The sequence below is a fragment of the uncultured Shewanella sp. genome (assembly GCF_947497935.1).
Classification (GTDB): Bacteria; Pseudomonadota; Gammaproteobacteria; order Enterobacterales; family Shewanellaceae; genus Shewanella.
Genome location: NZ_CANMIO010000011.1, coordinates 80,078 through 104,474, shown reverse-complemented (window position 1 = coordinate 104,474; position 24,397 = coordinate 80,078). Strand labels below are relative to the sequence as shown.

The 24,397-nt window shown below is 44.0% G+C and carries 23 protein-coding genes; 13 read left to right on the top strand and 10 right to left on the bottom strand.

Annotated features, from left to right (window positions below):
- Positions 1 to 5: 5 nt before the first annotated feature.
- The gene (locus Q1A86_RS13805; protein ID WP_299807519.1) at positions 6 to 200 is read right to left on the bottom strand and encodes a DUF4250 domain-containing protein; all 195 of its coding nucleotides are present in this window, start codon (positions 198 to 200) and stop codon (positions 6 to 8) included.
- A gap of 224 nt (positions 201 to 424) precedes the next feature.
- The gene (locus Q1A86_RS13800; RefSeq protein WP_299807517.1) at positions 425 to 1,726 is read right to left on the bottom strand and encodes an alpha/beta fold hydrolase; all 1,302 of its coding nucleotides are present in this window, start codon (positions 1,724 to 1,726) and stop codon (positions 425 to 427) included.
- A gap of 305 nt (positions 1,727 to 2,031) precedes the next feature.
- Here Q1A86_RS13800 and Q1A86_RS13795 point away from each other — a divergent pair, with 305 nt between their 5' ends.
- The 3 genes from Q1A86_RS13795 (at position 2,032) to Q1A86_RS13785 (ending at position 5,115) form a co-directional block, all read left to right on the top strand.
- Positions 2,032 to 2,676 (top strand): MBL fold metallo-hydrolase, encoded by a 645-nt coding sequence (locus tag Q1A86_RS13795; protein ID WP_299807515.1) that lies wholly within the window; start codon positions 2,032 to 2,034, stop codon positions 2,674 to 2,676.
- A gap of 355 nt (positions 2,677 to 3,031) precedes the next feature.
- The gene (locus tag Q1A86_RS13790; protein WP_299807513.1) at positions 3,032 to 3,520 is read left to right on the top strand and encodes a DUF1097 domain-containing protein; all 489 of its coding nucleotides are present in this window, start codon (positions 3,032 to 3,034) and stop codon (positions 3,518 to 3,520) included.
- Between the two features lie 146 nt (positions 3,521 to 3,666).
- On the top strand, positions 3,667 to 5,115 hold the full coding sequence (locus Q1A86_RS13785; protein WP_299807511.1) for a methyl-accepting chemotaxis protein: 1,449 nt from the start codon (positions 3,667 to 3,669) through the stop codon (positions 5,113 to 5,115).
- A 131-nt stretch (positions 5,116 to 5,246) separates the two neighbouring features.
- Here Q1A86_RS13785 and xthA read toward each other — a convergent pair whose 3' ends face one another.
- The 3 genes from xthA to Q1A86_RS13770 are packed head-to-tail and all read right to left on the bottom strand — an operon-like array spanning position 5,247 to position 6,915.
- Entirely contained in the window at positions 5,247 to 6,053 is an 807-nt protein-coding gene (gene xthA, locus Q1A86_RS13780) for an exodeoxyribonuclease III (protein ID WP_299807509.1), read from the bottom strand.
- Positions 6,054 to 6,070: 17 nt separating this feature from the next.
- Positions 6,071 to 6,370 carry a YciI family protein gene (locus Q1A86_RS13775; protein WP_299807508.1) on the bottom strand — a complete coding sequence of 100 codons (300 nt, stop codon included), beginning with the start codon at positions 6,368 to 6,370 and terminating at the stop codon, positions 6,071 to 6,073.
- Positions 6,370 to 6,915 carry a septation protein A gene (locus Q1A86_RS13770; RefSeq protein ID WP_299807506.1) on the bottom strand — a complete coding sequence of 182 codons (546 nt, stop codon included), beginning with the start codon at positions 6,913 to 6,915 and terminating at the stop codon, positions 6,370 to 6,372. The genes Q1A86_RS13775 and Q1A86_RS13770 overlap by 1 nt, the downstream gene beginning before the upstream one ends.
- Before the next feature lie 637 nt (positions 6,916 to 7,552).
- Between Q1A86_RS13770 and Q1A86_RS13765 the strand changes: the two genes are divergently transcribed.
- Entirely contained in the window at positions 7,553 to 8,014 is a 462-nt protein-coding gene (locus tag Q1A86_RS13765; protein ID WP_299807504.1) for an energy transducer TonB, read from the top strand.
- 56 nt (positions 8,015 to 8,070) lie between these two features.
- On the opposite strand, the gene Q1A86_RS13760 is transcribed toward Q1A86_RS13765, so the two are convergent.
- Positions 8,071 to 9,474, bottom strand: a complete 1,404-nt coding sequence (locus tag Q1A86_RS13760; RefSeq protein WP_299807502.1) for a multiheme c-type cytochrome — start codon at positions 9,472 to 9,474, stop codon at positions 8,071 to 8,073.
- Positions 9,475 to 9,900: 426 nt separating this feature from the next.
- Between Q1A86_RS13760 and Q1A86_RS13755 the strand changes: the two genes are divergently transcribed.
- From Q1A86_RS13755 to rluB, 5 genes are all read left to right on the top strand, one after another.
- The gene (locus Q1A86_RS13755) at positions 9,901 to 10,773 is read left to right on the top strand and encodes a PHP domain-containing protein (protein ID WP_299807500.1); all 873 of its coding nucleotides are present in this window, start codon (positions 9,901 to 9,903) and stop codon (positions 10,771 to 10,773) included.
- Entirely contained in the window at positions 10,770 to 11,390 is a 621-nt protein-coding gene (locus Q1A86_RS13750; RefSeq protein ID WP_299807498.1) for an L-threonylcarbamoyladenylate synthase, read from the top strand. Before Q1A86_RS13755 ends, Q1A86_RS13750 begins: the two co-directional genes overlap by 4 nt.
- Positions 11,391 to 11,507: 117 nt before the next feature.
- The gene (locus tag Q1A86_RS13745; protein ID WP_239892815.1) at positions 11,508 to 12,296 is read left to right on the top strand and encodes a ScpA family protein; all 789 of its coding nucleotides are present in this window, start codon (positions 11,508 to 11,510) and stop codon (positions 12,294 to 12,296) included.
- A complete protein-coding gene (scpB, locus tag Q1A86_RS13740) occupies positions 12,297 to 12,893 on the top strand; it encodes an SMC-Scp complex subunit ScpB (RefSeq protein ID WP_299807495.1) in 597 nt (198 codons plus the stop codon).
- A complete protein-coding gene (gene rluB, locus Q1A86_RS13735) occupies positions 12,886 to 13,758 on the top strand; it encodes a 23S rRNA pseudouridine(2605) synthase RluB (protein ID WP_299807493.1) in 873 nt (290 codons plus the stop codon). Before scpB ends, rluB begins: the two co-directional genes overlap by 8 nt.
- Positions 13,759 to 13,884: 126 nt before the next feature.
- Here the strand turns inward: rluB and Q1A86_RS13730 are convergent, their stop codons facing one another.
- Positions 13,885 to 14,622: a YciK family oxidoreductase gene (locus Q1A86_RS13730; RefSeq protein WP_299807491.1), complete on the bottom strand. Its 738-nt coding sequence runs from the start codon at positions 14,620 to 14,622 to the stop codon at positions 13,885 to 13,887.
- Between the two features lie 262 nt (positions 14,623 to 14,884).
- Here Q1A86_RS13730 and Q1A86_RS13725 point away from each other — a divergent pair, with 262 nt between their 5' ends.
- Both Q1A86_RS13725 and sohB read left to right on the top strand, forming a co-directional pair.
- Positions 14,885 to 17,383: a VolA/Pla-1 family phospholipase gene (locus Q1A86_RS13725; RefSeq protein ID WP_299807489.1), complete on the top strand. Its 2,499-nt coding sequence runs from the start codon at positions 14,885 to 14,887 to the stop codon at positions 17,381 to 17,383.
- Between the two features lie 151 nt (positions 17,384 to 17,534).
- On the top strand, positions 17,535 to 18,563 hold the full coding sequence (gene sohB, locus Q1A86_RS13720; protein ID WP_299807487.1) for a protease SohB: 1,029 nt from the start codon (positions 17,535 to 17,537) through the stop codon (positions 18,561 to 18,563).
- A gap of 153 nt (positions 18,564 to 18,716) precedes the next feature.
- Here sohB and Q1A86_RS13715 read toward each other — a convergent pair whose 3' ends face one another.
- Both Q1A86_RS13715 and yqfB read right to left on the bottom strand, forming a co-directional pair.
- Complete coding sequence (locus Q1A86_RS13715; protein ID WP_299807486.1) at positions 18,717 to 19,232, bottom strand: GNAT family N-acetyltransferase; 516 nt, start codon at positions 19,230 to 19,232, stop codon at positions 18,717 to 18,719.
- Positions 19,233 to 19,407: 175 nt separating this feature from the next.
- Positions 19,408 to 19,719, bottom strand: coding sequence for a N(4)-acetylcytidine aminohydrolase (yqfB, locus tag Q1A86_RS13710; protein ID WP_299807484.1), 312 nt, complete (start codon positions 19,717 to 19,719; stop codon positions 19,408 to 19,410).
- 1,216 nt (positions 19,720 to 20,935) lie between these two features.
- Between yqfB and Q1A86_RS13705 the strand changes: the two genes are divergently transcribed.
- Positions 20,936 to 21,904 carry a dihydrodipicolinate synthase family protein gene (locus tag Q1A86_RS13705; protein WP_299807590.1) on the top strand — a complete coding sequence of 323 codons (969 nt, stop codon included), beginning with the start codon at positions 20,936 to 20,938 and terminating at the stop codon, positions 21,902 to 21,904.
- Between the two features lie 307 nt (positions 21,905 to 22,211).
- Positions 22,212 to 23,162 (top strand): helix-turn-helix domain-containing protein, encoded by a 951-nt coding sequence (locus Q1A86_RS13700; RefSeq protein ID WP_367277922.1) that lies wholly within the window; start codon positions 22,212 to 22,214, stop codon positions 23,160 to 23,162.
- A 17-nt stretch (positions 23,163 to 23,179) separates the two neighbouring features.
- On the opposite strand, the gene Q1A86_RS13695 is transcribed toward Q1A86_RS13700, so the two are convergent.
- Entirely contained in the window at positions 23,180 to 24,367 is a 1,188-nt protein-coding gene (locus tag Q1A86_RS13695) for an SO2930 family diheme c-type cytochrome (RefSeq protein ID WP_299807480.1), read from the bottom strand.
- Positions 24,368 to 24,397: the final 30 nt, after the last annotated feature.

The window sequence follows — 24,397 nt, the reverse complement described above, 5'->3', positions numbered from 1 at the left end:
AGTTGTCAGCGGGGCTTATATTGGTTGCAGCTTGGGTCGTACTCAAATCCGCTAGCAGCCAGTTTTTGCTCCAATAGCTCACTTGATATATCAAGATCATAAAACAGCGCCTGCTGGTCTTTACAGTGTAAACGCAGGTGCTCATTGGCAATACCAACTAAGATCTCAGCCGGTAGCGTGGCGAGTTTGTCACTGTTCATAAATGCCCCCTAAGCAGACCATGTACACAAAATTTGGATCGGGCCTAACCGGATAAATACCGAGCCGATAGTAAAAAGTATGTGCGCTAAAGCGTGGATTTTCCAATGCGGATAAGAAGGGGGGATTTCTAGGTAAAAAAAAGCAAGCCTTGATAAGGCTTGCGAAAGTGATACAGGTGAGGAACAGATTACATAATGTCCTATCAAGCTTAAGAGTTTATTAATTAACGCAGCTTTTCCCCGCGATTAATTGCAATTAATCTATCTAGAATATGCTCACCATCCATACGAATACCATTGTGTTCATACTCCGATGTTAACCAATATTTTAGGTTGCCGACTTGAGCTGCAGTTTCAAGGCTGTACTGCATCTCAACGAACATATCTTCACTATAGATCGCGGCGGCGACAGGTACCTGATTATCGGCAAGTTTGTCGATTTGATATAGGTTAGGCCAGTCTTGTTTCTGAGCGAGTTTCAGTGCCGCTTGCTGTAGCGGTTTGAGATTATTGAACTGCTCGAACATCCACGGATAGACCATCTCGCCAGTAAACAAGAATGGCTTATCGGCTTGATAGTTAAATTCTGGATACTGCTGCCGAACACGATGTGCCGCCCAGTTAGACGCTGATTGTTGGCAATAGATAGACTCATGCAACATGGCAAATATGGGGTTTGTATTGAAATCGAGTAGTTGGCAGAAGTGCGCCAAGAAAAGAGGGTTAACTTGTGTCCCTGATGCCGTTTCGATTAACGCTTGTTCTAGCAGGTAATAGACGCTTTCTGGTCCTTGCTCCATGCCGATATTGATCCCAAGTAACTGCAACATTTCAACTGTTAGGCGCTCGCCTGTGGCTAAGATCACTTCGTTGTCTTGGATGTGGCGTGCTAGGGCTTTAACCAGATCATGAGCATCGCTAAAACGGTTAAAAAAGTCTTGGTTTTTTGTCAGCACACGTTTGTAAGTTGCTTGGTACACATCATCGGCACTGCGGGTCAGTGAGGGGATACCGCCAGTAATATAGGCCTCTGCGAGTCCTTCGGGTGCATCATTTAAGTATTTGAGTACGCAAAAACCACCAAAACTTTGTCCTAGAATGGTCCACTTCTCATCATTGGTGAGCTGTTTACGAATAGACTCTGCATCACGAATGATATTGTCGGCTCTAAAATGGTTAAGGTATTCGGCTTGTTGCTCGGCCGAAAGATGCGCCAAACTGGCAAAGCTCACCGGCGTTGACAGTCCTGTACCACGTTGATCGAGTAGCAATACTCGGAACTCTTTGAGGGCTCGCTGGATCCAGCCACCATTTGCCGCGGGACGGACCGCGCCAAAACCTGGCCCCCCTTGAAAGAAAACAATAAAAGGCAAGGCTTTATCCTGATTTTCAGGGCTTGAGATCTCACGAGCAAATACCGAGATTTGCTCGCCATCAGGCTTTTGATAATCGAGGGGCAAACAAAACTGGTGTTTACGGGCAATCATGCCAGAAAAAGTGAGTGGTGTAGACAATTCACAAGTCATAGAGTCGACCTTTTATTAGGAGTTCTTGTTAGGTTGTAACTTAAGGTTGCGACATCAATCGGACAATCACTTGCCAGAATGAAGGCGAACGAATAACCCCCGATTCTATACCAATTTTTATTAGCAATGCAGTGTTTATACTAATGGAAAGGGATCGCTACAAACCGAGATTGGATGAGGAAAAAATATAATGCAGATTTTGTGAGCGTTAGATCAAATTATCCTAATTATAGATAGTCGAAGCGGCCAACATGGCGTAATCTTTATTCATTCACAGCGAAACATAGAGCCTTAGGTGATTATCGATGAAGTATCAGTTAATACCCGTCACCCCATTTCAGCAAAATTGTAGTTTAATCTGGTGCGAACAGACCATGAAAGCGGCGGTAGTCGATCCGGGTGGGAATATCGAGCGTATTCTAGAAGAAGCGGCCAAAAATAATGTGGTGGTGGAAAAAGTATTACTGACTCACGGCCATATTGATCATGTTGGTGCGGCGAAATCATTAGCCGAGCAACTTAGTGTGCCCATTATTGGCCCCCATAAGGCCGATGATTACTGGTTAGATAGTTTACCGAAACAGAGCCAACATTTTGGTTTTGTGCATTGTGACGCTTTTACGCCAACGCAATATCTCGAAGAGGGCGACGAAGTTAAGGTCGGTAATCAAATTTTACAGGTACTGCATTGCCCTGGGCATACACCTGGTCATGTGGTGTTTTTTGCTCAATCGGCAAAGTTAGCTTGGGTCGGTGATGTGTTGTTTAGAGGCTCTATCGGCCGAACTGACTTCCCGCTATCGAATCATCAAGATTTGATTGACTCGATCACCCAAAAACTTTGGCCACTAGGCAGTGATGTCCAGTTTATTCCTGGTCACGGTCCACTATCGACCTTTGGTGATGAGCGAGTACAAAATCCCTTTGTAGCCGATCAACTATTTAGCTAGTCGCTAAATCAGTCACTTCAAATACCTTTACCAGCCTCTTCGTAATAGGAGAGGCTGTTTGATATCGCAGTTCCTCAACGTTTCAATAGTTCACATCACTTAGACCACTAAGCTGAACCCAAATCGCCAGTAATTGAATATTTTATATCACGCTGAAATTTCACTTTTCGTTAGCGATAAATCAGTTTTTTTACTACAAAATTGGCATTTTTGTGCGATTTGTCAGCAATTAAGCCGGATAATTGGGTTTAGATCGTGTTTTTTTACATATAAAAAAGGTAATTTAGCTCACCTGATACTAATCGACTCTCTATGAGCGTATTAGTCGAGTAGATTTAATGTAAAGAGGTTCGCTATGGAAAATCGTTGGCAGATTGCTATTTCAGCAGGTTTACTCGCAGCAGTATGGGCCGGTGTTGCTGATGCACTCCATCTTGTGACATGGATAGGTTTTCTAAGTTGCAGCACTTTCTTTGCTCAAACCCATTCAGGTATAAAGGGCATGCTGATGGCGATGACGACTAATCTGTCCGGTGTATTTTGGGGCTGGTTAATCATATCGGGTAGCAGCTTTTTTGTATCGCCAGTGATGGGGTATACCTTTACGGGGATTGCAACTGCGGCGATGTGCTTACAAGCGAGTTACCAAAAGTTGGCATTTATTCCAGGCGCCTTTATCGGTTGCTGTATTACTTTTGCGATGGGTGGTGATGTTGCGGCGATTCTTCCGCCATTGCTAATTGGAGCCGTGCTTGGATATAGCATGAGTTTGCTCACGGGTCAGCTTATTAACCTGACTCAGAAAATGCAGGGTAATTTAGGAGCTGAGATTAAAGAGTCATAGCATGTATTTTCGCTCTGTGTGATATTAATTCTGTGTGTTATTAATAATTATAAAAATAGTTACGCATACCCCTTATCTCGCCTAATTTTGTCAGAGTTAAGCGATAGTTAAGTTGTATGCGTAAGGCTAAGCCAAGGAAAATCATAATGAAACAGATTAGTTTTCGTAAAGTCGATGCTGTACTAATCAAACTTAGCTTGAACGGTAAATTCTGGGTGATTTGTACCATGGTGGCAATGATCACTGCTGCTATCGCCACGCTCAACTACAGCAATACCCAATCATTAATCGAATCCTCCTCTTTAAACCGTGCTCAGTCGAGTATCGATGCCTATGCTGTTATCGCTAAATCTCAAGCTCTGACAGGAAGCGCTCTGGCCGAGTTTGCTCAACAAGCCGATCTCAGAGTCTCTGGCAGTTCGATTACCGAGCGACGCAATAACTTACTGACCGTCAGTGCTGAAGTTGGCGATAAGGCGTTAACGGCTCAAGTTGACGTAACGAGTTGGGAGCAAGCGGCGCAGTCTCATGCCAATAAGCTGCTGCTGTTAGCCTTTGCTGGGTTATTACCCCTGTTCTTGATAAGTTACTGGGTGTCGACTTCACTCGGTGGCGGCTTATGGGATATGTATATGGCCATCAAGCGTTTGGCCGATGGCGATTTAAGTCAAAGGCTTAACTTCTTTGGTAAAGATGATTTTAGCCTTATTGCCCGAGAGATTGACCGTAGCGCCGATAATATGAGTGAGATGGTGCAGGCGATTTCACGTAATGCACAGACCCTAAATGAGGCGGCGGATGAGTTTACTCAGCAAGCGGGACATAGCGTAGAGCTAACCGATTACCAGCATCAATTCCTCGATACCGTTGCCGTAGCCATGGCACAGATGACGGCAGCGGTGGAAGAGGTTTCCCACAGTGCCTCTAATACCTCAGATCAGACTCAGCAGAATGCGGCGCAGGCTTCCAATAGTCAGACGTTAATTACAGAAGCGGTTGCGCGTATTGCTGTACTCAGTACAAAAATCTCTGAAGCCTCGGTATCGGTGCAAGACTTGTCTGAAGCGGCTTCAGATATTGGCGCTGTAGTGACAACGATTAATAGTATTTCGGAGCAGACGAACCTCCTAGCACTTAATGCGGCTATTGAGGCTGCTCGCGCGGGAGAGCAGGGCAGAGGCTTTGCTGTAGTGGCCGATGAGGTGAGGACGCTGGCGAGCCGAACCCAGCAAGCGACGGTTGAGATCCAATCTATGATTGAAGGATTACAAACGGGCACCGGTAAGCTTTCAAATATTACCAATGATATCGTATCTCAAGCAGATAAAGGCAGGACGGCCATTGAGTCAGTAGGCCAAGATGTGAATAGTATGGCCGAGTCTATCAGCATAGTGTTTGATATGAGCTCTCTGATAGCGGCATCATCGGAGGAGCAAAGCGCGGCTTCACGTGAAATTGCAACTCAGTTGAATGATATTCGCGCTCAGGCTGAAACAATTAAGCAAACGGCTCAAAGTTCGGTAGATCTAGCGACTAATTTAGCGGGTTCTTCTAGAGGTTTAGAACAGATTTTAGGCCAATATAAGGTCAGTTAGGTGTAGACTATGTTGTTAGTTAAATGTTTTTATTTTAACGAGTCTAAATAAGCCCAATAAAAAAATGCCAGCAATTGCTGGCATTTTTTATGGCGGTTAGCTTTAAATAAGCTAACCAGTATAGAGCTCAATTAGCTGAATGTGCTCCAAATCGGCGCATGATCAGAGGGTTTCTCGATACCGCGTAGATCGTAATCTACATCTGACTCAATAAGACGTTCTGCTAACGATTTACTCGCCAGTACTACGTCGATACGTAGACCACGATTATCCACAAAGCCTTTACTGCGGTAGTCGAACCAAGAGTAGCGTTCACTGCGCTCTGGGTGGAGTTCACGGAAGGTATCGACTAGGCCCCAGTCCATCAGGGTTTTCAACCATTCGCGCTCTTCTGGTTGGAAACTGCACTTGCCAGTTTTAAGCCAACGTTTAGCGTTAGGCTCACCAATGCCGATATCTAAGTCCACAGGAGAGATGTTGATGTCGCCAATGATAGCGATATCTTCGTCACTGTTGTGATACTCATTCAAATAAAGCATCAGGTCTTTGTAGAACTTACGCTTAGCTGGGTACTTAGTCTCATGGCTGATGTTATCTCCCTGAGGGAAGTAGCCGTTGAGTACGGTTAATGGGCGGCCGTTCTCTTGGCTGAAGGTGCCCATGATCATCCGACGTTGTGCATCATCTTCGTCAGTCGGGAATCCTTTCTGCACTTTTAAAGGCTCAAGCTTAGACAGCATGGCAACACCATAATGTGCCTTACCGCCATGGTAGTGCACCTTATAGCCCATGGCTTCAACGTCAGCGAGGGGAAACGCTTCGTCATGCACTTTTGTCTCTTGCAGGCCAATAACGTCTGGCTGATGGCTATCGATAAGCGCTTGAAGCTGGTGCAATCTTGCTCGCAATCCATTGATATTAAATGAAACAATCTTCACTGCATGGTCCTTCTTAATTACGGTAATACTAGTTTGTAAGGCTTAACTATAATGCTTTCATATACGCCAGCAGCGATATAAGGGTCGGCATCGGCCCAGCGCTGTGCATCTTCAAGTGAGGCGAAATCGGCAACCACTAACGATCCCGTAAAGCCCGCTTCACCTGGATTGTCACTGTCAATTGCTGGGTGAGGGCCGGCGATCAGTAGTCGTCCTTCGTCGGCTAACAGTTGTAGACGCGCTAAGTGATCTGCACGAACGGATAGACGTTTCTCTAAGCTATTTTCAATATCTTGCGATGAAATCATGTACCACATTATTTGAGTTCCTTACGATCTTCTTCAGACATGTTTTTAAACAGGTAAACCACGGTTAATACAGTATTGACCAGCGTCAGTGCGGTCAAACCAAATACCTTAAAGTTAACCCAAGTTTCTTGAGATAAACTAAAAGCAACGTAGATGTTCACTAGGCCGCAAACCACAAAAAAACTTACCCAGTACCAAGTCACACGTGCCCATATCTTATCTTCGACGATGAGTTCTTTGCCAAGCATGCTCTTGAGCAGGGGCTTGTTCATGATTTGACTGACGCCCAAAGCGATGGCAAATAGGGCGTAAACGATGGTGACTTTCCATTTAATGAAAGAATCGTCGTGTAAGATAAGCGTGAGTGAGCCAAATACAGTCACCATTACGAATGTAATCAGGTGCATTTTTTCAAGCTTCTTATACAGCATATAACTGATAACGAGTTGCAGCGCTGTTGCTGCGATTAACGCGCCACTGGCAACGTAAATATCAAAAAATTTATAGACAGCAAAAAAGATAATTAAAGGTAAAAAGTCGAGCAACTGTTTCATAGGGGAGTATCAGTTTAAGATTCAAGAAAGTGAGGCCGAGTGTAGCATGCAAGTTAGCAGGGAAAAAGGCGAAAGCCAATGGCTTAATCTTGGTTGTAAAATAGCGTTATAAGCTCTGTGAAGCTTTTAATATAAAGCTGGTTCAGGGCAATAGTTTTTACAAGAATGCTAAGAGAACTTCGGGTTAATGTTGAGTGTTTGCGGTGTATTTACTTGTGATTTGTTGAGGTTGGGTTGGTTTCTTGTCGACACCTTATCGATTAAGGATATTTTTTTACGCTTGAATAAAGTAGGTTAATAACAATCACTATAAAGATTTAATCGCTCAGCGAGCGTTTAGCGATTATTAGGTCGGATCATTAATTGCTCCTCGGTAACAGCACCTTCTATATCGTCGTGCATCAATGACATTCGCAGAATCCATGGTGTTTGCAACGAGTGAAGAGCATAGTTATTCAATGTTTAAGCTCGTTAACACAGTATCTATTTCTGCGTTGAACAGCTTCACAAGGGAATAACCACCCTTTCAGCTATTTGTCTTGAATTGGTTTGCCAAAAACGACCTGAGTAGATTAGCTACTTATACTGATTGATATAAATAGTCATTTAAAGTTCAAAACTACACAAAGGAATGTATATGAAATTAATCGGATGTGCGGTGCTGTTGCTGTTATTAGCGCAAGTAAGTCACGCGAAGACGGGCAAAATAAATCGTATTTATGGAGAAGTATTACTGACAGAAGTAGCCATGGATACGCCTAAAATCTGGCATCGTGAAGAAATTGACGCGCCGACTCCTTTAGTTAACTATCCAATAGAACTGGCGAAAGCTAGAATTCAGGGTTGCACAGTCTTGTCATTTGATATTACAGAAGATGGAACGACTGAAAATGTTGGAGTAGTCAGTTCCATTCCGAATAAACACTTGGGCAAGTACACTAAAAAAGAGATTAAAGGTTGGCGTTGGGAGCAGTTAGAACCACAACAGAGTGCGATGTCTGAAAAGAGAATTCTCAGATTTGATTATTGTCTAGGGCTAGAGTCTGCAGAACAGTCTTTAGCGCAATGTCAGCAGCAAGCGCAATTAAATTGTGGTTAGTCTAAAGTACACATCTTGTCACCCCAAATAATAATTTGGGGTGACAAGCCTAATGATTACTTGAGTGTTAACCCTTGGTAGGTTTGGCTCAAGCTTACCATTTCAACCGATGGCACAATCACTTTATCTTCGAGTAGCAGATCCGCAACGCTTTGATCGAATGAGCGGTAATGAAGCTTGGTCTCTACGCTATAGTTCGTAATCCCTGCTGGTAGCGTGAACGGGAAATTAACGGTTTTCGAGCCTTTTGCCGGAATAGTATTTTGCACCGAAAAACTCGCTACTCGCCATGGTTTGTGCTCAGGTTTTCCGTGAACATCAACTGAGGTGTCTTGGAAAATGACGGTTCCTTCAGGCAAAGCATTATCGGCAGTTAATGAGCCTGAGCGCATGATCTCTTTACCCATGTCATCACGAATAACCACTTCAAGCCAGATCTGGCGAATAAAGGTTAAGCTCGTTGGTAAATCATGGCCCGCGCGGCGGTTAAAGACGGTTACTTCAAGCATTGACGCTGCGCTGGTTCCTGAGACCTTTGCTTCTAAAGCCGCAGCTGTTTTGAGGCGTTTAATCGCTTCATCAGCATGGGCCTGACCATTTTCGACCCCAAGAAGCGGTGCGAGTACCGCGTTACCGCCAACGAAACCATGGTCGTGCACTAGGCCACGAGCTTTGCCACCTAAAGCAGCCTTACCACCTAAGCCATGCTCTTTGAGCTGTTTAGCAGGTAGCATTTCATCGGCGACGCGAACCGCTGTTTCTACGGGTACCATATGGCAATCTTGACATTGAATATCAGCTGCTGCGTATGGCGATTTTTTCCACTCGTCATAGGTATGTTCTAAAGCAAAATTATCGTGAACCGGGTTAAATACGTTATGACAGTTGGCACAAAACTCAGACTTTGTATGCAGCTCTGAATACTCGGCTTTGTGGCCGCGAGGCTTAGCATCATCAAAGGGTCCGCGCTTAACTTTATCGTTGGCAATAACCAGAGATGCGTTGCCGTGCTCACCCATGGCGGTGTGCGTCGCGTTCGTATCAACGACGCTATGGCAGACTTCACAAGATACGCCCTGATTAGCGATAGCTTGGGTGGTAAACCCACCAAATTTGCCTGACTCAGATTTGAACTCAACGGTTTGTGTCACTGTGCCGAGTACGGTATGACAGCCCCCACAGAGGTTTTTAGCTGCGCCATTAGTCTCTTTTTCACCCATAGCCCATTCTGCTTGGAATACCGGATCGATAAATGCGATGGAGTGCATTGAGCCTTGCCAGCCTTTCCATTGGCGAGGGTGACAGCCCTTACAGGTTTTTGCATCACGCCATTGATTTAATTCGGGCTGTTTACCTCCCTCCATACTCAAGTAGGAAGGAGCGAATGCCATCTCTTTTTCGGCATGTGCTAGCAAAGGCATGGCGCCCATTAAGATTAATGCTAGGTATGTCTTTTTCATTTTATTTTTACTCGGTAACTAAAGGGGAACTCTCAATAGCCCAACAGTGTCATAAGCGATTATTCACAAGGCCAGAGTTATGCCGTTTTGGCGCACGCATAGTAAGCAATTCTTTGGTATCAATCTGCTTTAGATCCTGCATAAACCTATTGAATTCGCATGAATTTGTTGCGTTTGCTCAAGAAATTGAATAAATGAAATGGCTTAATTAGTGAAGCGCTTATACAGGTGTTAACCGATCGAATAAAGTCTATTTAGAAAGCATGTTTGCTTAGGGGGAATATTGAGAGTCTAAGATGAAGTAACGCTTTTAGTGAGTCGATATACCTTCTATGCGGCTATCGCTTTGGGTGGTTAGCGAAGAGTAAATTGCTAAAAACCGGATTAAAATCACCTTTCATCGATAAACTCAAGTATCATATGCCCATGAACGATGAAAATATCACAGACTTTAAATTGGTTGATTTACATAGCCACACGACCGCATCAGATGGTCAATTGACCCCTTCACAACTCATTGAGCGCGCAATAAGTAAAGGCGTGCAGATGTTTGCCATTACTGATCATGACACTATTGATGGGTTGAGAGAGGCACATGAGTTTAATCAAGCCCATGAGACGCCACTAGAACTAATTAATGGCGTTGAGATCTCTACTCGATGGAATAATTTCGATATTCATATCGTTGCGCTTAATCTTGATATCGATAATGTCGAGTTGGCCGCATTTTTAGTGAATCAACGTGAGTTACGATCGAGTCGAGCCAAAGAAATTGGCGAGCGACTTGCCAAGGCTGGCATCGAGGGCGCCTATGAAGGGGCTAAAAGCTTTGCTGGTGATGCCGCTATTAGCCGAGGACACTATGCACGTTGGTTAGCCGAGCAAGGTTACGCGACCACTACGGCCAATGTGTTTAAGAAGTATTTGGCTCGCGGTAAGACAGGTTATGTTCCTAACAATTGGGGAGACATGGCCAGCGCCATTGAGATAATTCATCAAGCGGGTGGTGTCGCAGTGCTTGCGCATCCAAGCGGTTATAAGCTATCTGCAAAGTGGCTTAAGCGTTTAGCTCGCGAGTTTAAAGAGGCTGGCGGCGATGCGATGGAAGTGGTACTGGGTCAACAAACGATAGACGATCGCAATAACCTGATCGCGCTCAGCATCAATAATGGCCTGACATGCTCACTAGGTAGCGATTTTCATTTCCCGAGTAGCTGGATTGAGATCGGTAAAAATATGTTCCAACCCCAAGGAGTGGATTGGGTTTGGCTGTCAGATAAATGGAAGGTAGTACAATGAGTCAGTTTTTTTACATGCATGAGGAAAATCCTCAAGCACGCTTAATTAGCCAAGCCGTAAACGTGATTAAAAGTGGTGGTGTGATTGTTTATCCGACCGATTCTGGGTACGCATTAGGTTGCTTGATTGGCGATAAAGATGCGATGAGCAAAATCGCTCGTATTAGACAGATCGACAACGACCATAACTTCTCGCTTATGTGCCGTGATCAGTCAGAGCTTGCCACCTACGCCCGTGTCGATAATCAAGCCTATCGTTTGCTTAAACAAAATACGCCAGGCGCCTATACGTTTATCTTTAAGGCGTCGAAAGAGGTGCCTAAGCGCCTGCAGAACCCGAAGAAGAAGACTATCGGTATTCGTGTACCTGACAACGTGATTGCCTTGGCACTGTTAGAAGCCTTAGGCGAGCCTTTGATGTCTACCAGTCTTATTTTGCCTGGCCAAGAGTTTACTGAGTCTGATCCTGAACATATTCGTGACATCCTAGAGCATCAAGTCGACTTGATTATTCATGGTGGTTACTTAGGTGAAAAGCCGACTACCGTTATCGACCTATCAGATGGTGAAATAGAAGTCATTCGTGAAGGCGCCGGCGACGTTACCCCCTTCCTCTAGAGTGAGCGCCGTTGTTAAAGCTAGTACTTGTTAAAAGCAAATGGCAACGGCAATAGCTTTTAACATATAACATTTACAGGTATAATCGCGCGTTTGCGAAAATAGAGGGTGTTACGGATGGAGGGCGTTCAGCAAAAATTGCCTTTAGCCGTTGTTCGAGGCGAGCCGTTTAAGGTGATGCCGAAAGACCTTTTTATACCTCCTGAGGCGCTGGAGGTTTTTCTAGAGTCTTTTGAAGGACCGTTAGATCTTCTCCTTTATTTAATCCGCAAACAGAAACTTGATGTTGTTGATTTGCCTATTTTTTCAGTGACTCAACAGTACCTAGAATACGTTAATCTGCTTCAAGGTGCGCGTGTTGAGCTTGCTGCTGATTACCTGGTGATGGCGGCTACCTTAGCTGAGATTAAATCTCGCTTGCTACTGCCAAGACCCGAGGTTGAGCATGAAGATGAGGAAGATCCTCGGGCGCAGCTAATCCGTCAGTTGAAAGCTTATGAAGTGATTAAAGAGGCGCAGGAAAAGCTCGATGAGTTGCCGAGGATGGAGCGAGACCTGTTTCAGGCCAAAGCCATTCCTGCTGACAACATTAAGCCTGAACTATTACCTCCCGAGGTATCGCTTACCGAGATTGCTCGAGCATTTTCATCAGTATTAAAGCGTATTGAAGCAACCGAAAGTCACCATGTTGTGCGAGAAGTCTTATCGACTCGTGAACGAATGGCGCAGATTTTAGCTAAGCTCAATGCCGAAACTTACTTGCCATTTGAGGCCCTGTTTGACTTTGAAGAGGGGCGCAGTGGTGTGGTTGTCAGTTTCTTAGCATTGATGGAACTGGTTAAGGAATTGCTGGTTGAGCTTGTACAAGCTGAGCCGTTTTCAACTATACATGTTAGGGCGTACTGATTGTCTCAGATAAATCCAGATCAGCTTAAACAGTTAATTGAGGCTAGTCTATTTGTGCTGGCCAAGCCGATGACGATAAAAGCATTAAAAGAGACAGTATTGTCTAACTTTAATGTGTCACGAGCTAAAATTAAGGCATGTATTGAAGAGTTACAGCTCGATTATGAAAATCGAGGTGTACAATTAGTCAAGGTTGCGGGAGGGTATCGATTTCAGACATTGGCTGAATTGAGCCCATTCTTACAACCATTATGGCAAGAGAAAGCACCGAAATATTCGCGTGCGACTTTAGAAACACTGGCGGTGATTGCCTACCGTCAACCTGTCACTCGCGGTGACATAGAGTTTGTTCGTGGGGTTGCGATTAGCAGCCACATTATCAAGAGTTTAAACGATAGAAATTGGATTAAAGTAGTTGGTCATAAAGAGGTTCCGGGCAGACCGGCACTTTATGCAACCACCACCGAGTTTCTAGCTTATTTTGGTATTGACAGCATTGCGGATCTTCCGCCTCTGACTGATGCCAAATCATTGGATACGTTGTTCCGTGTTGAGAGCGGCGTGACCGAAAAAACAGAAGAGTCTACTAATGAGTGAAAAATTGCAGAAAGTCTTGGCCCGTGCAGGCCATGGCTCCCGTCGTGAGATGGAGGCATGGATTGCTGCAGGTCGAGTTAGTGTTGACGGCGAAATTGCAAGCCTAGGTGATCGTGTTGAGTCTGACGCAAAGATCCGCATCGATGGCCGTACAGTTTCAATTCGTTCTGAAGAAGATGTGGTTTGTCGTGTTATTGCATACCACAAGCCTGAAGGTGAAATTTGTAGTCGTAAAGACCCAGAAGGACGCCCAACGGTATTTGACCGTCTACCAAAAACTCGCGATTCACGCTGGGTTGCAGTAGGGCGTTTGGATATTAATACATCAGGTTTATTGTTATTTACCTCAGATGGTGAACTAGCAAACCGCCTAATGCACCCATCAAATGAAGTGGAGCGTGAATACGCTGTACGTACGTTTGGTGAAGTGACTGACGCTTGTATTCAACGCTTACGCATGGGCGTAACGTTAGAAGATGGCCCTGCACACTTTGACAAAGTTAAAGCTGCTGGTGGCGAAGGCATGAACAAGTGGTGGCACGTCAGCCTAGCTGAAGGCCGTAACCGTGAAGTTCGTCGTCTTTGGGAATCTCAAGAAGTGCAGGTCAGCCGTCTTATCCGTATTCGTTACGGTATGATTGAGCTGCCTAAAGCTTTGCCACGTGGTGGTTGGATTGAGTTACCAATTGAAGAAGTTAACTACTTACGTAAAACAGCGGGTATGGACGAGGAGACTCGTACATTGCTGGGCACTGACAAACACAGTGTTGCGCGTAATAAAGTACGTAGCGCAAAAATCAAGCGCGCCGTGCATAAGCATAAAGTTGCTTCGAGTAGACCAAAGCCATCGCGTCAACGTAGCTAATTCGCTTATCGATTGAGCTTGTTGATTAAAAGACAAGTATTAAAAAGGCCGCTAATAGCGGCCTTTTTGTTTTTTAACACTTTATACCTTAAGTCTTTGTTTTAAAACTTCTGTGTTAACTGTGAATTATTGAGCGTTTAACTGCTGACCGTTAATCTCTTTTGAGTCTTCACCCATTAAGTACAAATAGGTTGCCATGATCTCATTTGGTGCTTTAAGCGTTTGCGGATTCTCAGCAGGGTAGGCATTAGCGCGCATGCCTGTACGTGTAGCGCCAGGGTTGATGCTGTTGACACGAACATTAGTTCCTTCATATTCGTGAGCAAGAGATTGCATCATGCCTTCTGTAGCGAACTTAGAGATAGCGTATTCACCCCAGTATGCGCGGCCCTGACGGCCTACACTGCTAGAGGTAAAGAGAAGAGAAGCGCTTGGAGACTTACGCATCACAGGTAGCATAGCTTTAGTCAGCATGATCTCTGCAATCACATTAACCTGCATCACTTCTTCGACAGTGCTCATTGTCATGTGTTCAAACGGACCTAACACACCTAATACGCTGGCGTTATGAAGCAAGCCGTCTAACTTACCAAACTGTTCTTCTATGGTGTCGGCCATATCTTTATAGTTCTGCTCAGTTGCACCTTTTAAATCGAGTGGAACAATCGCGGGAGTGGGGTATCCCGCTTGTTCAATTTGATCATACACAGCTTCTAATTTCTTTACTGTTTTGCCTAATAAGATCACTGTCGCGCCATGTTTAGCAAAAGCGATTGCCGCGGCCTTACCTATGCCGTCTCCTGCACCAGTGACTAAAATGGTTTTTTCTTTTAATAGATCTTTTGCTGCTTGATATTCCAACATGAGTTAATACTTCCTCAGAGCTCAAACGCCCGTCACTTCTAGAGTCGCTGATATGATAAACAGCCGTTTAAAACAAACGATTAATTTTTACCCGCTCAATCGATGGTCGGTTGTAACAAAATTGTAGCTAAGTCAATAATTTTACGTTAACTTGAACTCAGTTAAGGACTAACAATAAGTCCTATTGGTTATACATTGTCGACTATTGTGACCAATTTCTAAATGAAAACAAAATTATTACAACAAGATTTGGGGAAAAAAGATGAAAAAACTCTTTTTGGGCGTAGCAATCACCTCTGCATTGGGTTTAACCGCTTGTAGTGAAGACAGTTATAATGAATTAGTGGATAAAACTGAGCCATTGGTTCCTCAGTCAGTTATCGTTTTTGATCCGGGGGCAGGTGAACTCCCACTACCGAATGATATTCTTTTTAGTGGTACAACTGACGGTACCATTAATATTCCTAAAAGTGATGATCCAGATGCGCCAAGTGAAGAAAATGGTGATTACACCGATCCAACTATTGCACTTGGGGCGTTAGATGGTTGGTCGACAACGGCCCCAATCAGCATCGACGTGGCACCTGCCATGGATAACGATGGCGTTATGCTGACACTAAGCAAAGCATCCGTTGAGCAGCCAGGTGCGGTTAAGATGTTTGAAGCCACGGTCGGTGGCGGCTTATCATCGGATCCAGAGTGTAAAGCTGCACCGGATATTACAGCCTGTAAAGTTGGCGCTGAGCTGCAGTTCGGTGTTGATTTCGTGACGACAGCGTCTGGCAATACCATAGCTATCGTTCCTCTCAAGCCACTTAAAGCAAATCAATCTTATATCTATGCCACTACAGATTTGATTCAAGACTCTGCGGGTCGCGCTATCGCTCCATCTTCATCTTATGGCTTATTAAAGCTTGATATCGATACTAAACCACTTGAGACACCTTCGCAGCTAGCGCTACAAGCGGCAGTGAACAGTTATGAGAAAGGTTTAGCTGAAGCGGGCGTTGATACTGACTCGCTTAGCTATTCAGGCCTGTTCACCACTCAGTCCGTTGCCGATGTTTACGAAGTCTCTAAACTTTTGATTGCTGGCCAACCTGGTTATATGCCTGAGTTCGTACAAATGCCAACGGACAGTGGCTATACATTGGCTCAAGCGCTGATGATGCCAGAGCAGCACCCTGCATACGCAGGAGCAAGCAAGGTCAATGTTTGGTCTGCAGCAATTAAGCTACCCGTCTACGGTGATTGTTCATCGACAAACTGTTTAGATGCTGAAGGTAACCCTACGATTAACGGTATTTGGACTGCGGCTTATGACAGTCCTGTTTCTGTTTTAAAGGCACTTGAAAGCGGCACATTGAGCCAAGAGAACTATTTCACTCAAGCAATTGATAATGGAATTGAAGATCCCATTGCGGCGCTGAGCGATCCGGCTCAACTAGCGGGTAAGCTTTGGATGCTAGATGATGGCACCGCGGTTGATAAGGCGAGACATTTAACCAAGTTTAACCCCATTCCACAGATCAGAAATTACGAAGTGGTCCCTGTGCAAATGACAGTGCCAAACTTCGCGCCAGCACCTGCAACGGGCTGGCCTGTGACTATTGCCATGCATGGTTTAGGTGGTGGTAAAGAGATGGCGTTTGCTTTTGCAGGCACCTATGGTGAGCTTGGCGTGGCGACGATCGCAATCGATATGCCACTTCACGGTGCCCGCTCGTTTGGTAAGGGCTTGCTGGTACCTGGTGCTTATACTGTTTCAGCAACAGACCCTGCCTACGGGGCTGTTATAGGGGATGATGTTTTGTTCTCAATGGGCGACCCGTTAGCCTTTATCAATATTGGTAGTACATTGACAGTGCGTGATAACTTCCGTCAGGCGACATTCGATCATCTAGCTCTTCGCGCCGCGTTTACTGGTTACGCTGGAAAACTTATGGAGTTACAAGCGCCGCAGTTGTTTGATGTTAATCAATTTAGTGCACAAGGCTTGAGTCTAGGTGCTATCGTTGGTACCAACTTTGCTACTTATGCTAGCACTGGGCTAACTCATCCATCGGGTGCAGATTTAAGTCATGTCTATAAACTTAATGCCACGTCATTAGTCGCCCCATCGGGTGGTTTTGCGGGGACCTTTATCGGCTCAGCGACATTTGGTCCTATGCTGTTTGAGAACATTGTAGCTACAGATGCATTTATGGACTTAGTCGATGAAGCAAACAGTGACTTAGGTTACCTACCGGGTACGCCAGAGTACGAGGCATTGGTTAAGTCTGTTTATGACGCCTTCTTGCCAACCTTTGCTTTTGCGGTTCAAACGGCTGTCGATAGTGCAGATCCGGTTAACCATGCAGCTATGCTTAAGGCTACGGAACTTCCAGTTCACTTAATTGAAGTTGTCGGTGATGGAGCTAACAGCCTTCCTGATCAGACACTACCTAATCGTGTTGCAGGTTTCCCGACTGCAGGTACTGAACCTTTGATTGAGAACTTAGGACTTGCATGTATTGATAGAACAACTGTTGGCTCAGGAGCTGTACGTTTTTCTAAAGGCCACCACAGCTCGCTAGTCGACCCATCGCCAGTTGATGGAGTTACTGATGGTTTTGAGGATATTGCAACGGTAGAGATGCAAACTCAGGCGGCGTTCTTCTCATACAGTGCAGGACTACCTGAAGCTGATAGCCCGAGTATTTATCTAGGTCTAGTCACAGGGGAAGCGGCACAATATGTAGTGGCACCCTGTGCACAGTAATACGGACAATCATACGCACAATAAAACCTAGAATTGTGTAAAAAAAGACCCAGCGAAAGCTGGGTTTTTTATTGCCATGTTTTATTGCTAAATAGGCTGCTAGAATAGCGAGCAAATTGAAGAGATAGAATTGGTCTAGCTGGAGAATATTTTGGAATTTCTGTACGAGTATGGTCTGTTTTTGGCCAAAGCGGTTACTATCGTCGCTGCGATTATTGCGGTAGTGATTGTTGTCCTAGCGTCTTCTATGAAGCAGAAAGCTGAAAAGGGTGAGCTTAAGTTAACCAACCTAAGTGAAAGCCTAAAGTCTTTGAAGCATGATTTGAAAGAAGAGCTATTATCTAAAAAAGCATTCAAGGCCTATGAGAAGCAATTAAAGGCTGATGAGAAAGTCAAAGAGAAAGAGCAAAAAGATCAGATTGAAGAAACTGAACCTAAAGTTTTTGTGGTTGATTTTAAGGGCAGTATCGACGCCGGTGAAGTGGCCTCTTTGCGCGAAGAGATCAGCGCAATCTTAGCCATCGCTGACAAAGGCGATGAGGTTATTGTCAATGTTGAGAGTGGTGGTGGCATGGTGCACGGCTATGGTTTGGCATCTAGCCAGCTTGACCGTTTAAGACAGGCTGAGATCCCACTGACCATCTGTGTTGATAAAGTCGCTGCTAGTGGCGGTTATATGATGGCCTGTGTTGCTAACAAAATCTATTCTGCACCATTTGCTATTGTTGGTTCTATCGGTGTGGTTGCTCAGGTGCCTAATTTTAATCGTTTATTGAAAAAGCATGATATCGATTACGAGCAGCACACAGCGGGTGACTTTAAACGCACCTTAACCATCTTCGGTGAAAATACCGATGAAGGGCGAGTGAAGTTCCAACAAGAGCTGGAAGAGACCCATGTGCTTTTTAAAGAGTTCATTGCCAAATACCGTCCAGAGCTGGATATTGCAAAGGTGGCAACGGGTGAGCATTGGTATGGTCAACAAGCAATCGAGCTTGGCCTTATCGATGAAATCGCCACAAGTGATGATGTCATCATGAAGCTGGCTAATGAGCGTACCGTGATTAAAGTGCAGTATCAGCTTAAAAAGAAACTATCAGATAAAATCGCCCACGGCGCATCTTTATCTTTTAATGCCATTTTCAATAAATTCGCAGAGAAAAACCAGCCACTTAAGTAACTTTGGTTGAGTTTTATCAAAGATAAAAACCTGCCCAGTGCAGGTTTTTTTATGTCTAAATGTTAGCGTCTAAATTAACTATGCCACTAGACTAGCGCCATAATTCGTTATTGGACAAAAGCTAGCTGTTTTTTGTCCTTGTTTCGTTTCCTGTTAGACAGTAGTACTCAACTTCAATTTCATTGGCTGAACAGACAATACTGATGCTTCCCGAAGACTTTCCAATGAACCATAAGGCTCAAAACCATAAGCTTTATATAATTTTATAGCTGGTATATTTATCGTTGTTACTGCTAAAGAAACATAATCTAAATTGAGTTCTGTTGACCATGTTATTATCTTTTTAAGCAATAAACTCCCAACTCCTTGACCACGAACATCGGGAGAAACCCACATTTGATAGATGTGAGCAGTTTTATCTTGGGGGCTATGAACCAATCCCCAAGCTAAGCCAACAGAAACACCATTTAGCTCCGCAATAAGTGGAAGTGTACGTTTATCACTATTACCTAGATTAAGGCGAGCAATCCACTCATCACTTGAAAACAAAAACTCTTGTTCATAACTACTACCAAAAGAGTTGGGAGACTCTTGAAGAGAAAGAAGACGAAGTTCTCTATACGTAGACCAATCATCTTTATTTAAGACTCTAATATTCAACTTGCTCACTAAGCTATCCTTTGCTGCCTAACGCCCAATTAAGTAGTGAGCAACGCAAAATGAAGCCGCCGCAGACCACCTTAATCAATAAAATTAACGCATAGTAAAGTGTCACGCGTTGCGAATCCCCCAGGAGCAATTTGTTATATGCGTAGCTCTAGGGGTTTCGGAACTTAAAGACTGATTAACCAACAACTTTGAAGCTGATAAAACACAAACTTTTTTCTGTCGGATATATCTTTCGTAAAACCCATTTGAGCATAAAAACAAATGGGAGGTTTTCTGCTTTTGCGTGCTTTCTGTTGAGCTTTTCAAACTCCACATGCTCAACACCAACTATTTCTTGCTTACAGATTTTCCGGTCATCTTCGTGAGTAAAAGCTTCAACGACTAGCCCCGGGTAATAATGGCTTTCAGATTTATCCCTAATCGTTGCAGTCTTTTTGCCTGAGAGGATTTGCCGCTCTAGCCTTTTGAAAAATGTAATTTTATCCACTGTTTTACACCAACTTCCTTACAGGTTCTTCCAAGCATATAACGCCCTGCTAATAAGTGAACTAAGCGCAGGTGGGTGATTAGCACAGTAAATGGTATGACTGCCTTGAGTGAGTTTTGATTTATAAGCTTGTTAGCCATCTCTGACTATTCCAGAGATATTAAGTAATGAAGAACCAAATAGCCCCAAATACCAGCCAACTAATAGCCAGTATTCGTAATATCACTGTGTAAGTGGTACTAAATTTAAAACTGAATGATATATGATTTAATAACAACATTATTGGTACTATTAGAATATCATAATTGCCATACCTGTACGGATTCGAAGAATCAAGGCTGATACTTAACGTCCAAAAAAGGAGTGATAATAGAATAGTGAGAAAGCCAAATTTATATATTTTACTTTCTGCAATCAGTCCTTTAGGTTTTTCCGTAAAAATAGCGATTAGTTTCTTCAACTCTTCGTCCCTCTAGATTCAATCTTAAATGGAAATTAATACGAATTCACAATAGTGGCTAACATTTTAATATGACGCTCGCACATTTGGTCGATAGTTGTTGGAAAAATGCGCATTGTTATTATTCAGTAAAACTTAAATAATAACAATGCATTAAGTGATATTGTTGATAACTGTATTCAATACACCTTTGGTAAAAGTGCGTTCGCGCACTTTGCTTGCGTGTAATCCCATGATAAATGAGTTCACCAACGACGCCGTGCAGATACGGCTGCGGACTTCGATGACAGGGTCGCTCTAAGACATCCATGTCATCGCGGCATTTGTGAATCCATTCACATCCATGTGATCACGACATTCGGACATCCTGTCCAGCACCCGCTGGAGGGATTGATAGCGACGAAACTACAAGTTCATACGGGCTACCCCAGAATAACGATACAAAGATAATGTAATCAGTCCTCATTCGAAGGCTAACTCACCTTTGTGTACTTAGCGAAAGACTAGCACTTCGTGGTAAAGTTAGCCTGTAGCTGAATATGTAACCACTTTAGTAGCTGAGAAATTAGGAGCTTACCTGTGAGTAAGCGAAGCCTAGTTCAACGAAAAAGAAGCATCTAATGAAGAGCAGTTTCACATCTTATTTGTTACCAATAAGGCCTAGGTTTGTTGAAGGGGTTTAACAGGTGTGATTTATTTGATATATTTTATACAATCTATTCTGTATGATAAAATTTTTAATAAAAAGGTAATATGATGGAAACAAATAACACAGATTGGCGCTATACGGTTATGCCGGCCGTGTTTACTTGGCTAAAAGAGTCAGAATCCGGTGCCCTTGAAATCGACCTTGAAGCAACCCAAAAATACGCTGCGGATATTTTAAAAGTGCAAGGAAAGGGCGGCAGCAGAATGGGTGGGCTTGTCGGCTCTGGCACTCTAGGTGAGAATAGCTACCTAAGCTCTGCACAGCGTCTTTCTTTACTTAAAGCCCTTTCTGATGTTGCTAAACAATATAATGTTCCATTAATCAGTGGCGCTGCTGCAGAAACTAAAGAAGAGCTTGCCACCATAGTTGCAGAACTCGCGACGGTTGGCGTGGATACCGTGATGGTGATGCCACCAAAAACGAAGGAAACACCTTCTGATGATGAAATGTATGCGTACTATGAGCTTTCTGCAATAGCTGCAAAAGAGGCTGGCATAACAATTATGCCTTACAACAATCCTGATGCAGCCGGATATCACGCGCTTTCAACAGATATTCTTAGAAGACTTGCTGCGCTACCTGAAGTAACGGCTCTTAAAATATCAACGACAGATGTTTCAACTATTGAAACGCTGATGTTAGAGAACAAAGATTTAAAAATTCTGGCAGGTGTTGACACTGTAACTGTACATGCAGGACTTGCTGGCGCATGCGGTGGAATTACCGGTGTAGGTTGTATATTCCCAAAAGCTAGTGTCTCTATGCAAGAGTATGTCAATAATGGCGAATGGGCTGAGGCAAACAAAATTTCTCAGGCTATGAATTCTATCTCATATCTTGATGCTCAGCCGTTGCTTATGGAATACCTTAAGTTTGCTTATGGTATTCACCATAATGACGCTGATGGCGGTCTTCGTACCCTTGGTAATAAGTTAACTCAAGAGCAAATTGATGACGTCCGCGCAAGATATGTTCTAGCAAAAGAAAGACTTGAAGTTCTGGGTTTAGCTGACTAATCCTTTCAAATCTTTAAAAGAAAAGCTCCGTTTTTACGGAGCTTTTTTTGTGCGTCTTCGCAACTCAAAAGCGTGCTTAATGAGTGGGGTTATCAAAATATTCCATTTTGAACATCTGGTAGTCTTCATTCGAAGGTAAACATAATTTAAGCTTAATTTCATAAAAGGCTATTAATTCTTATTTAGATCCGCTAAAAATATTGTTACCAATCAACTGTTATTGAGCGTAATGCAACAAGCCTGTAGCTATAAACCGCATATGAGAGTCGGCGATCAATCGTATCCAGCCTATGAACTGAGAAACCTCATGAGTTATCTCAAGTTACACTTTACTCATGAGCTTGTTGAACAGCTGTATGCCGATATTGGCATAGGTGAAGCTGAGCTCATGCTGACTCAGTATGTGTATGTGTGGCAGGTAGATTACGCCATGAGCTATATCCGTAATTTAACTCAAGATCCTGAAGTGGCAGCCAAGGCTGCATCGATTTATAAAGTTAACGATCTTGAACCCTTGTTGCCCTATCTTGCCCAGTTTACAACACTAGGTGAATGCTTGCAGTTTGCCATTTCTCATCCGGAATTAGTGGGCAGTTTTTCCGATACGCTGCTTAGAAATCATGGTGGCAGCTTGCATGTAAGATGGTTAAACACCAATCGCGTCGATACCGAACGCTACAGCTGCCAATTTCAGCATAGTGTTTGTTCTCTGTTAGCTTTTGCTAAGGAGCTGACTGGAGAGGCGATAAGCGTCTCTCATATCGCCCTTGCAGAGCCATATCGAGCAGCTAATTTCTTAACGCTGCAATCGGGGGCTGAGCTAGTATTTGATGCGGAGTTTTTTGAATGGTCGATTGAACACCGTTACCTAGCGTTACCCGTTACCTTTCAGTTTGATGATGAGCAGGGCGAACGCTGTATTGAAAATTCACGCTCCTATATTGCTGAGGTATTGGTTATTTTGCGACAGCAAGCCCCTGAACTTCCCAGTATGGAGGAGATGGCCGAGTTACAAAATATTAGCGGAAGAACTTTAAGGCGTAAGTTGGCTGCGGCCAATACCAGTTATCAGAAGCTGGTGGACCAAGTACGTTGTCAGATGGCGATTGATTTGATTTTAACCAGCGACTATTCAATCGATGAAATTTCCTATCTGATGGGATTTGGTGATGTTAGCCATTTTAGGCAGAGTTTTAAGCATTGGATTGGTCATCCGCCGGGACACTTTCACAGGCTCAATCGCCCTCTAACGAATTAAAGGGCACTGTACTCGCTTTATTGCTGACAATTGCCAAGCTCAGGAGGCATTTCGTCAATCCATTGCTCTATGAGCGCGACAGCGTCTGTGTGAGCTATGCTACGGCCGATGGGCGGCATTCTATCTTTAGGTTCATTTAACTCTTGACGATAAACAACAATAGAGTGTTCGCCATCTGCTGGAATGATGTCATAGGACAAACCCTTTGCGCCGCCATCCCAACCAGGAGGCTGCTTACAAATGCCATATTCAAAGCTGGTATGGTCGACGTAAAACCCCAGCCTTAAGCCTGAAATGCTGGCAAATCCTTGCGGGTTATGACAGTGGGCACAATTAATATCTAAATAACCCTTTGCCCTAGTCGTTAATGGCGCAGACTCATCAAAAATATCATAGGCTTTGCCAACTTCAGCAAGCTCTGGCAAGCCAGTTAGTAATCCCAGCCGTTGCCATAGTTGAAGTTGATTCATTTCATCGCCTTGAAAAAAGACAGGCCGATTAAGTAGGTGTGCCTTGAGGCCAATGGGGTCAATACTACTGCTGTTATCTCCGCCAGTTTGATGACATAGTTTACATTCTGCTCGACTCGGGACATGGTAATTAAAACTTTGGCTTTCGCCTTTGTGGTTAAGTGTATGAGCGATATCTTTACCTGCCACTTGCAATAATGCCTCGCCGTCTTGCCATATGTAGGGCAAAGTTGTCCAGCCAGCCTCTCTGTGGATCAGTAGTCTTGTCTCAATTAATACTTCATTGCCTGCACCCGTTACCTGAGTATCAAAAGGCAGAGAAAAGGTTTTGACTAATACCGTTCCTACAGGCATATCGAAAGTCTCTGTGGCGTTATAGGCCATTTTCTTTCCTTCAGGTACAAAGATGAAACGGTGTTTACTGGCGTAATTAGAGAAGAGTTGAGTCGATAACTGATACGGGAGTCCCGGTGACATTGCTGAACTTGTAGGAATACTTGGGTCGATAAACAGACCATATTGGGCCAATGACTCACAATCCTCATTCATTAGTGCGTCCCAGTTAACCTCGCTGGTGCTGGCTTCACAGGCGGAGCTTGGATCGGGTGTCGGGTCTGGAGTGGGATCAGGAGTCACGCTCGGCGTCTCGGGTTGCTCAAGTGTGTCAGTTTGTTTATCTGAGCCGCCACAGCTAATTAAAGACATAAGTAGCATAAGTAGAGTTAGTTTACGCATACATCACCTACGATGATCTATTTCGGTGTT

What these genes read in the sequence shown, in the direction of transcription:
- Q1A86_RS13805 (WP_299807519.1), bottom strand. Translation starts at nt 200, where the DNA reads ATGAACAGTGACAAACTCGCCACGCTACCGGCTGAGATCTTAGTTGGT.
- Q1A86_RS13800 (WP_299807517.1), bottom strand. Translation starts at nt 1,726, where the DNA reads ATGACTTGTGAATTGTCTACACCACTCACTTTTTCTGGCATGATTGCC.
- Q1A86_RS13795 (WP_299807515.1), top strand. Translation starts at nt 2,032, where the DNA reads ATGAAGTATCAGTTAATACCCGTCACCCCATTTCAGCAAAATTGTAGT.
- Q1A86_RS13790 (WP_299807513.1), top strand. Translation starts at nt 3,032, where the DNA reads ATGGAAAATCGTTGGCAGATTGCTATTTCAGCAGGTTTACTCGCAGCA.
- Q1A86_RS13785 (WP_299807511.1), top strand. Translation starts at nt 3,667, where the DNA reads ATGAAACAGATTAGTTTTCGTAAAGTCGATGCTGTACTAATCAAACTT.
- Q1A86_RS13775 (WP_299807508.1), bottom strand. Translation starts at nt 6,370, where the DNA reads ATGTGGTACATGATTTCATCGCAAGATATTGAAAATAGCTTAGAGAAA.
- Q1A86_RS13770 (WP_299807506.1), bottom strand. Translation starts at nt 6,915, where the DNA reads ATGAAACAGTTGCTCGACTTTTTACCTTTAATTATCTTTTTTGCTGTC.
- Q1A86_RS13765 (WP_299807504.1), top strand. Translation starts at nt 7,553, where the DNA reads ATGAAATTAATCGGATGTGCGGTGCTGTTGCTGTTATTAGCGCAAGTA.
- Q1A86_RS13760 (WP_299807502.1), bottom strand. Translation starts at nt 9,474, where the DNA reads ATGAAAAAGACATACCTAGCATTAATCTTAATGGGCGCCATGCCTTTG.
- Q1A86_RS13755 (WP_299807500.1), top strand. Translation starts at nt 9,901, where the DNA reads ATGAACGATGAAAATATCACAGACTTTAAATTGGTTGATTTACATAGC.
- Q1A86_RS13750 (WP_299807498.1), top strand. Translation starts at nt 10,770, where the DNA reads ATGAGTCAGTTTTTTTACATGCATGAGGAAAATCCTCAAGCACGCTTA.
- Q1A86_RS13745 (WP_239892815.1), top strand. Translation starts at nt 11,508, where the DNA reads ATGGAGGGCGTTCAGCAAAAATTGCCTTTAGCCGTTGTTCGAGGCGAG.
- rluB (WP_299807493.1), top strand. Translation starts at nt 12,886, where the DNA reads ATGAGTGAAAAATTGCAGAAAGTCTTGGCCCGTGCAGGCCATGGCTCC.
- Q1A86_RS13730 (WP_299807491.1), bottom strand. Translation starts at nt 14,622, where the DNA reads ATGTTGGAATATCAAGCAGCAAAAGATCTATTAAAAGAAAAAACCATT.
- Q1A86_RS13725 (WP_299807489.1), top strand. Translation starts at nt 14,885, where the DNA reads ATGAAAAAACTCTTTTTGGGCGTAGCAATCACCTCTGCATTGGGTTTA.
- Q1A86_RS13705 (WP_299807590.1), top strand. Translation starts at nt 20,936, where the DNA reads ATGGAAACAAATAACACAGATTGGCGCTATACGGTTATGCCGGCCGTG.
- Q1A86_RS13700 (WP_367277922.1), top strand. Translation starts at nt 22,212, where the DNA reads ATGAGTTATCTCAAGTTACACTTTACTCATGAGCTTGTTGAACAGCTG.
- Q1A86_RS13695 (WP_299807480.1), bottom strand. Translation starts at nt 24,367, where the DNA reads ATGCGTAAACTAACTCTACTTATGCTACTTATGTCTTTAATTAGCTGT.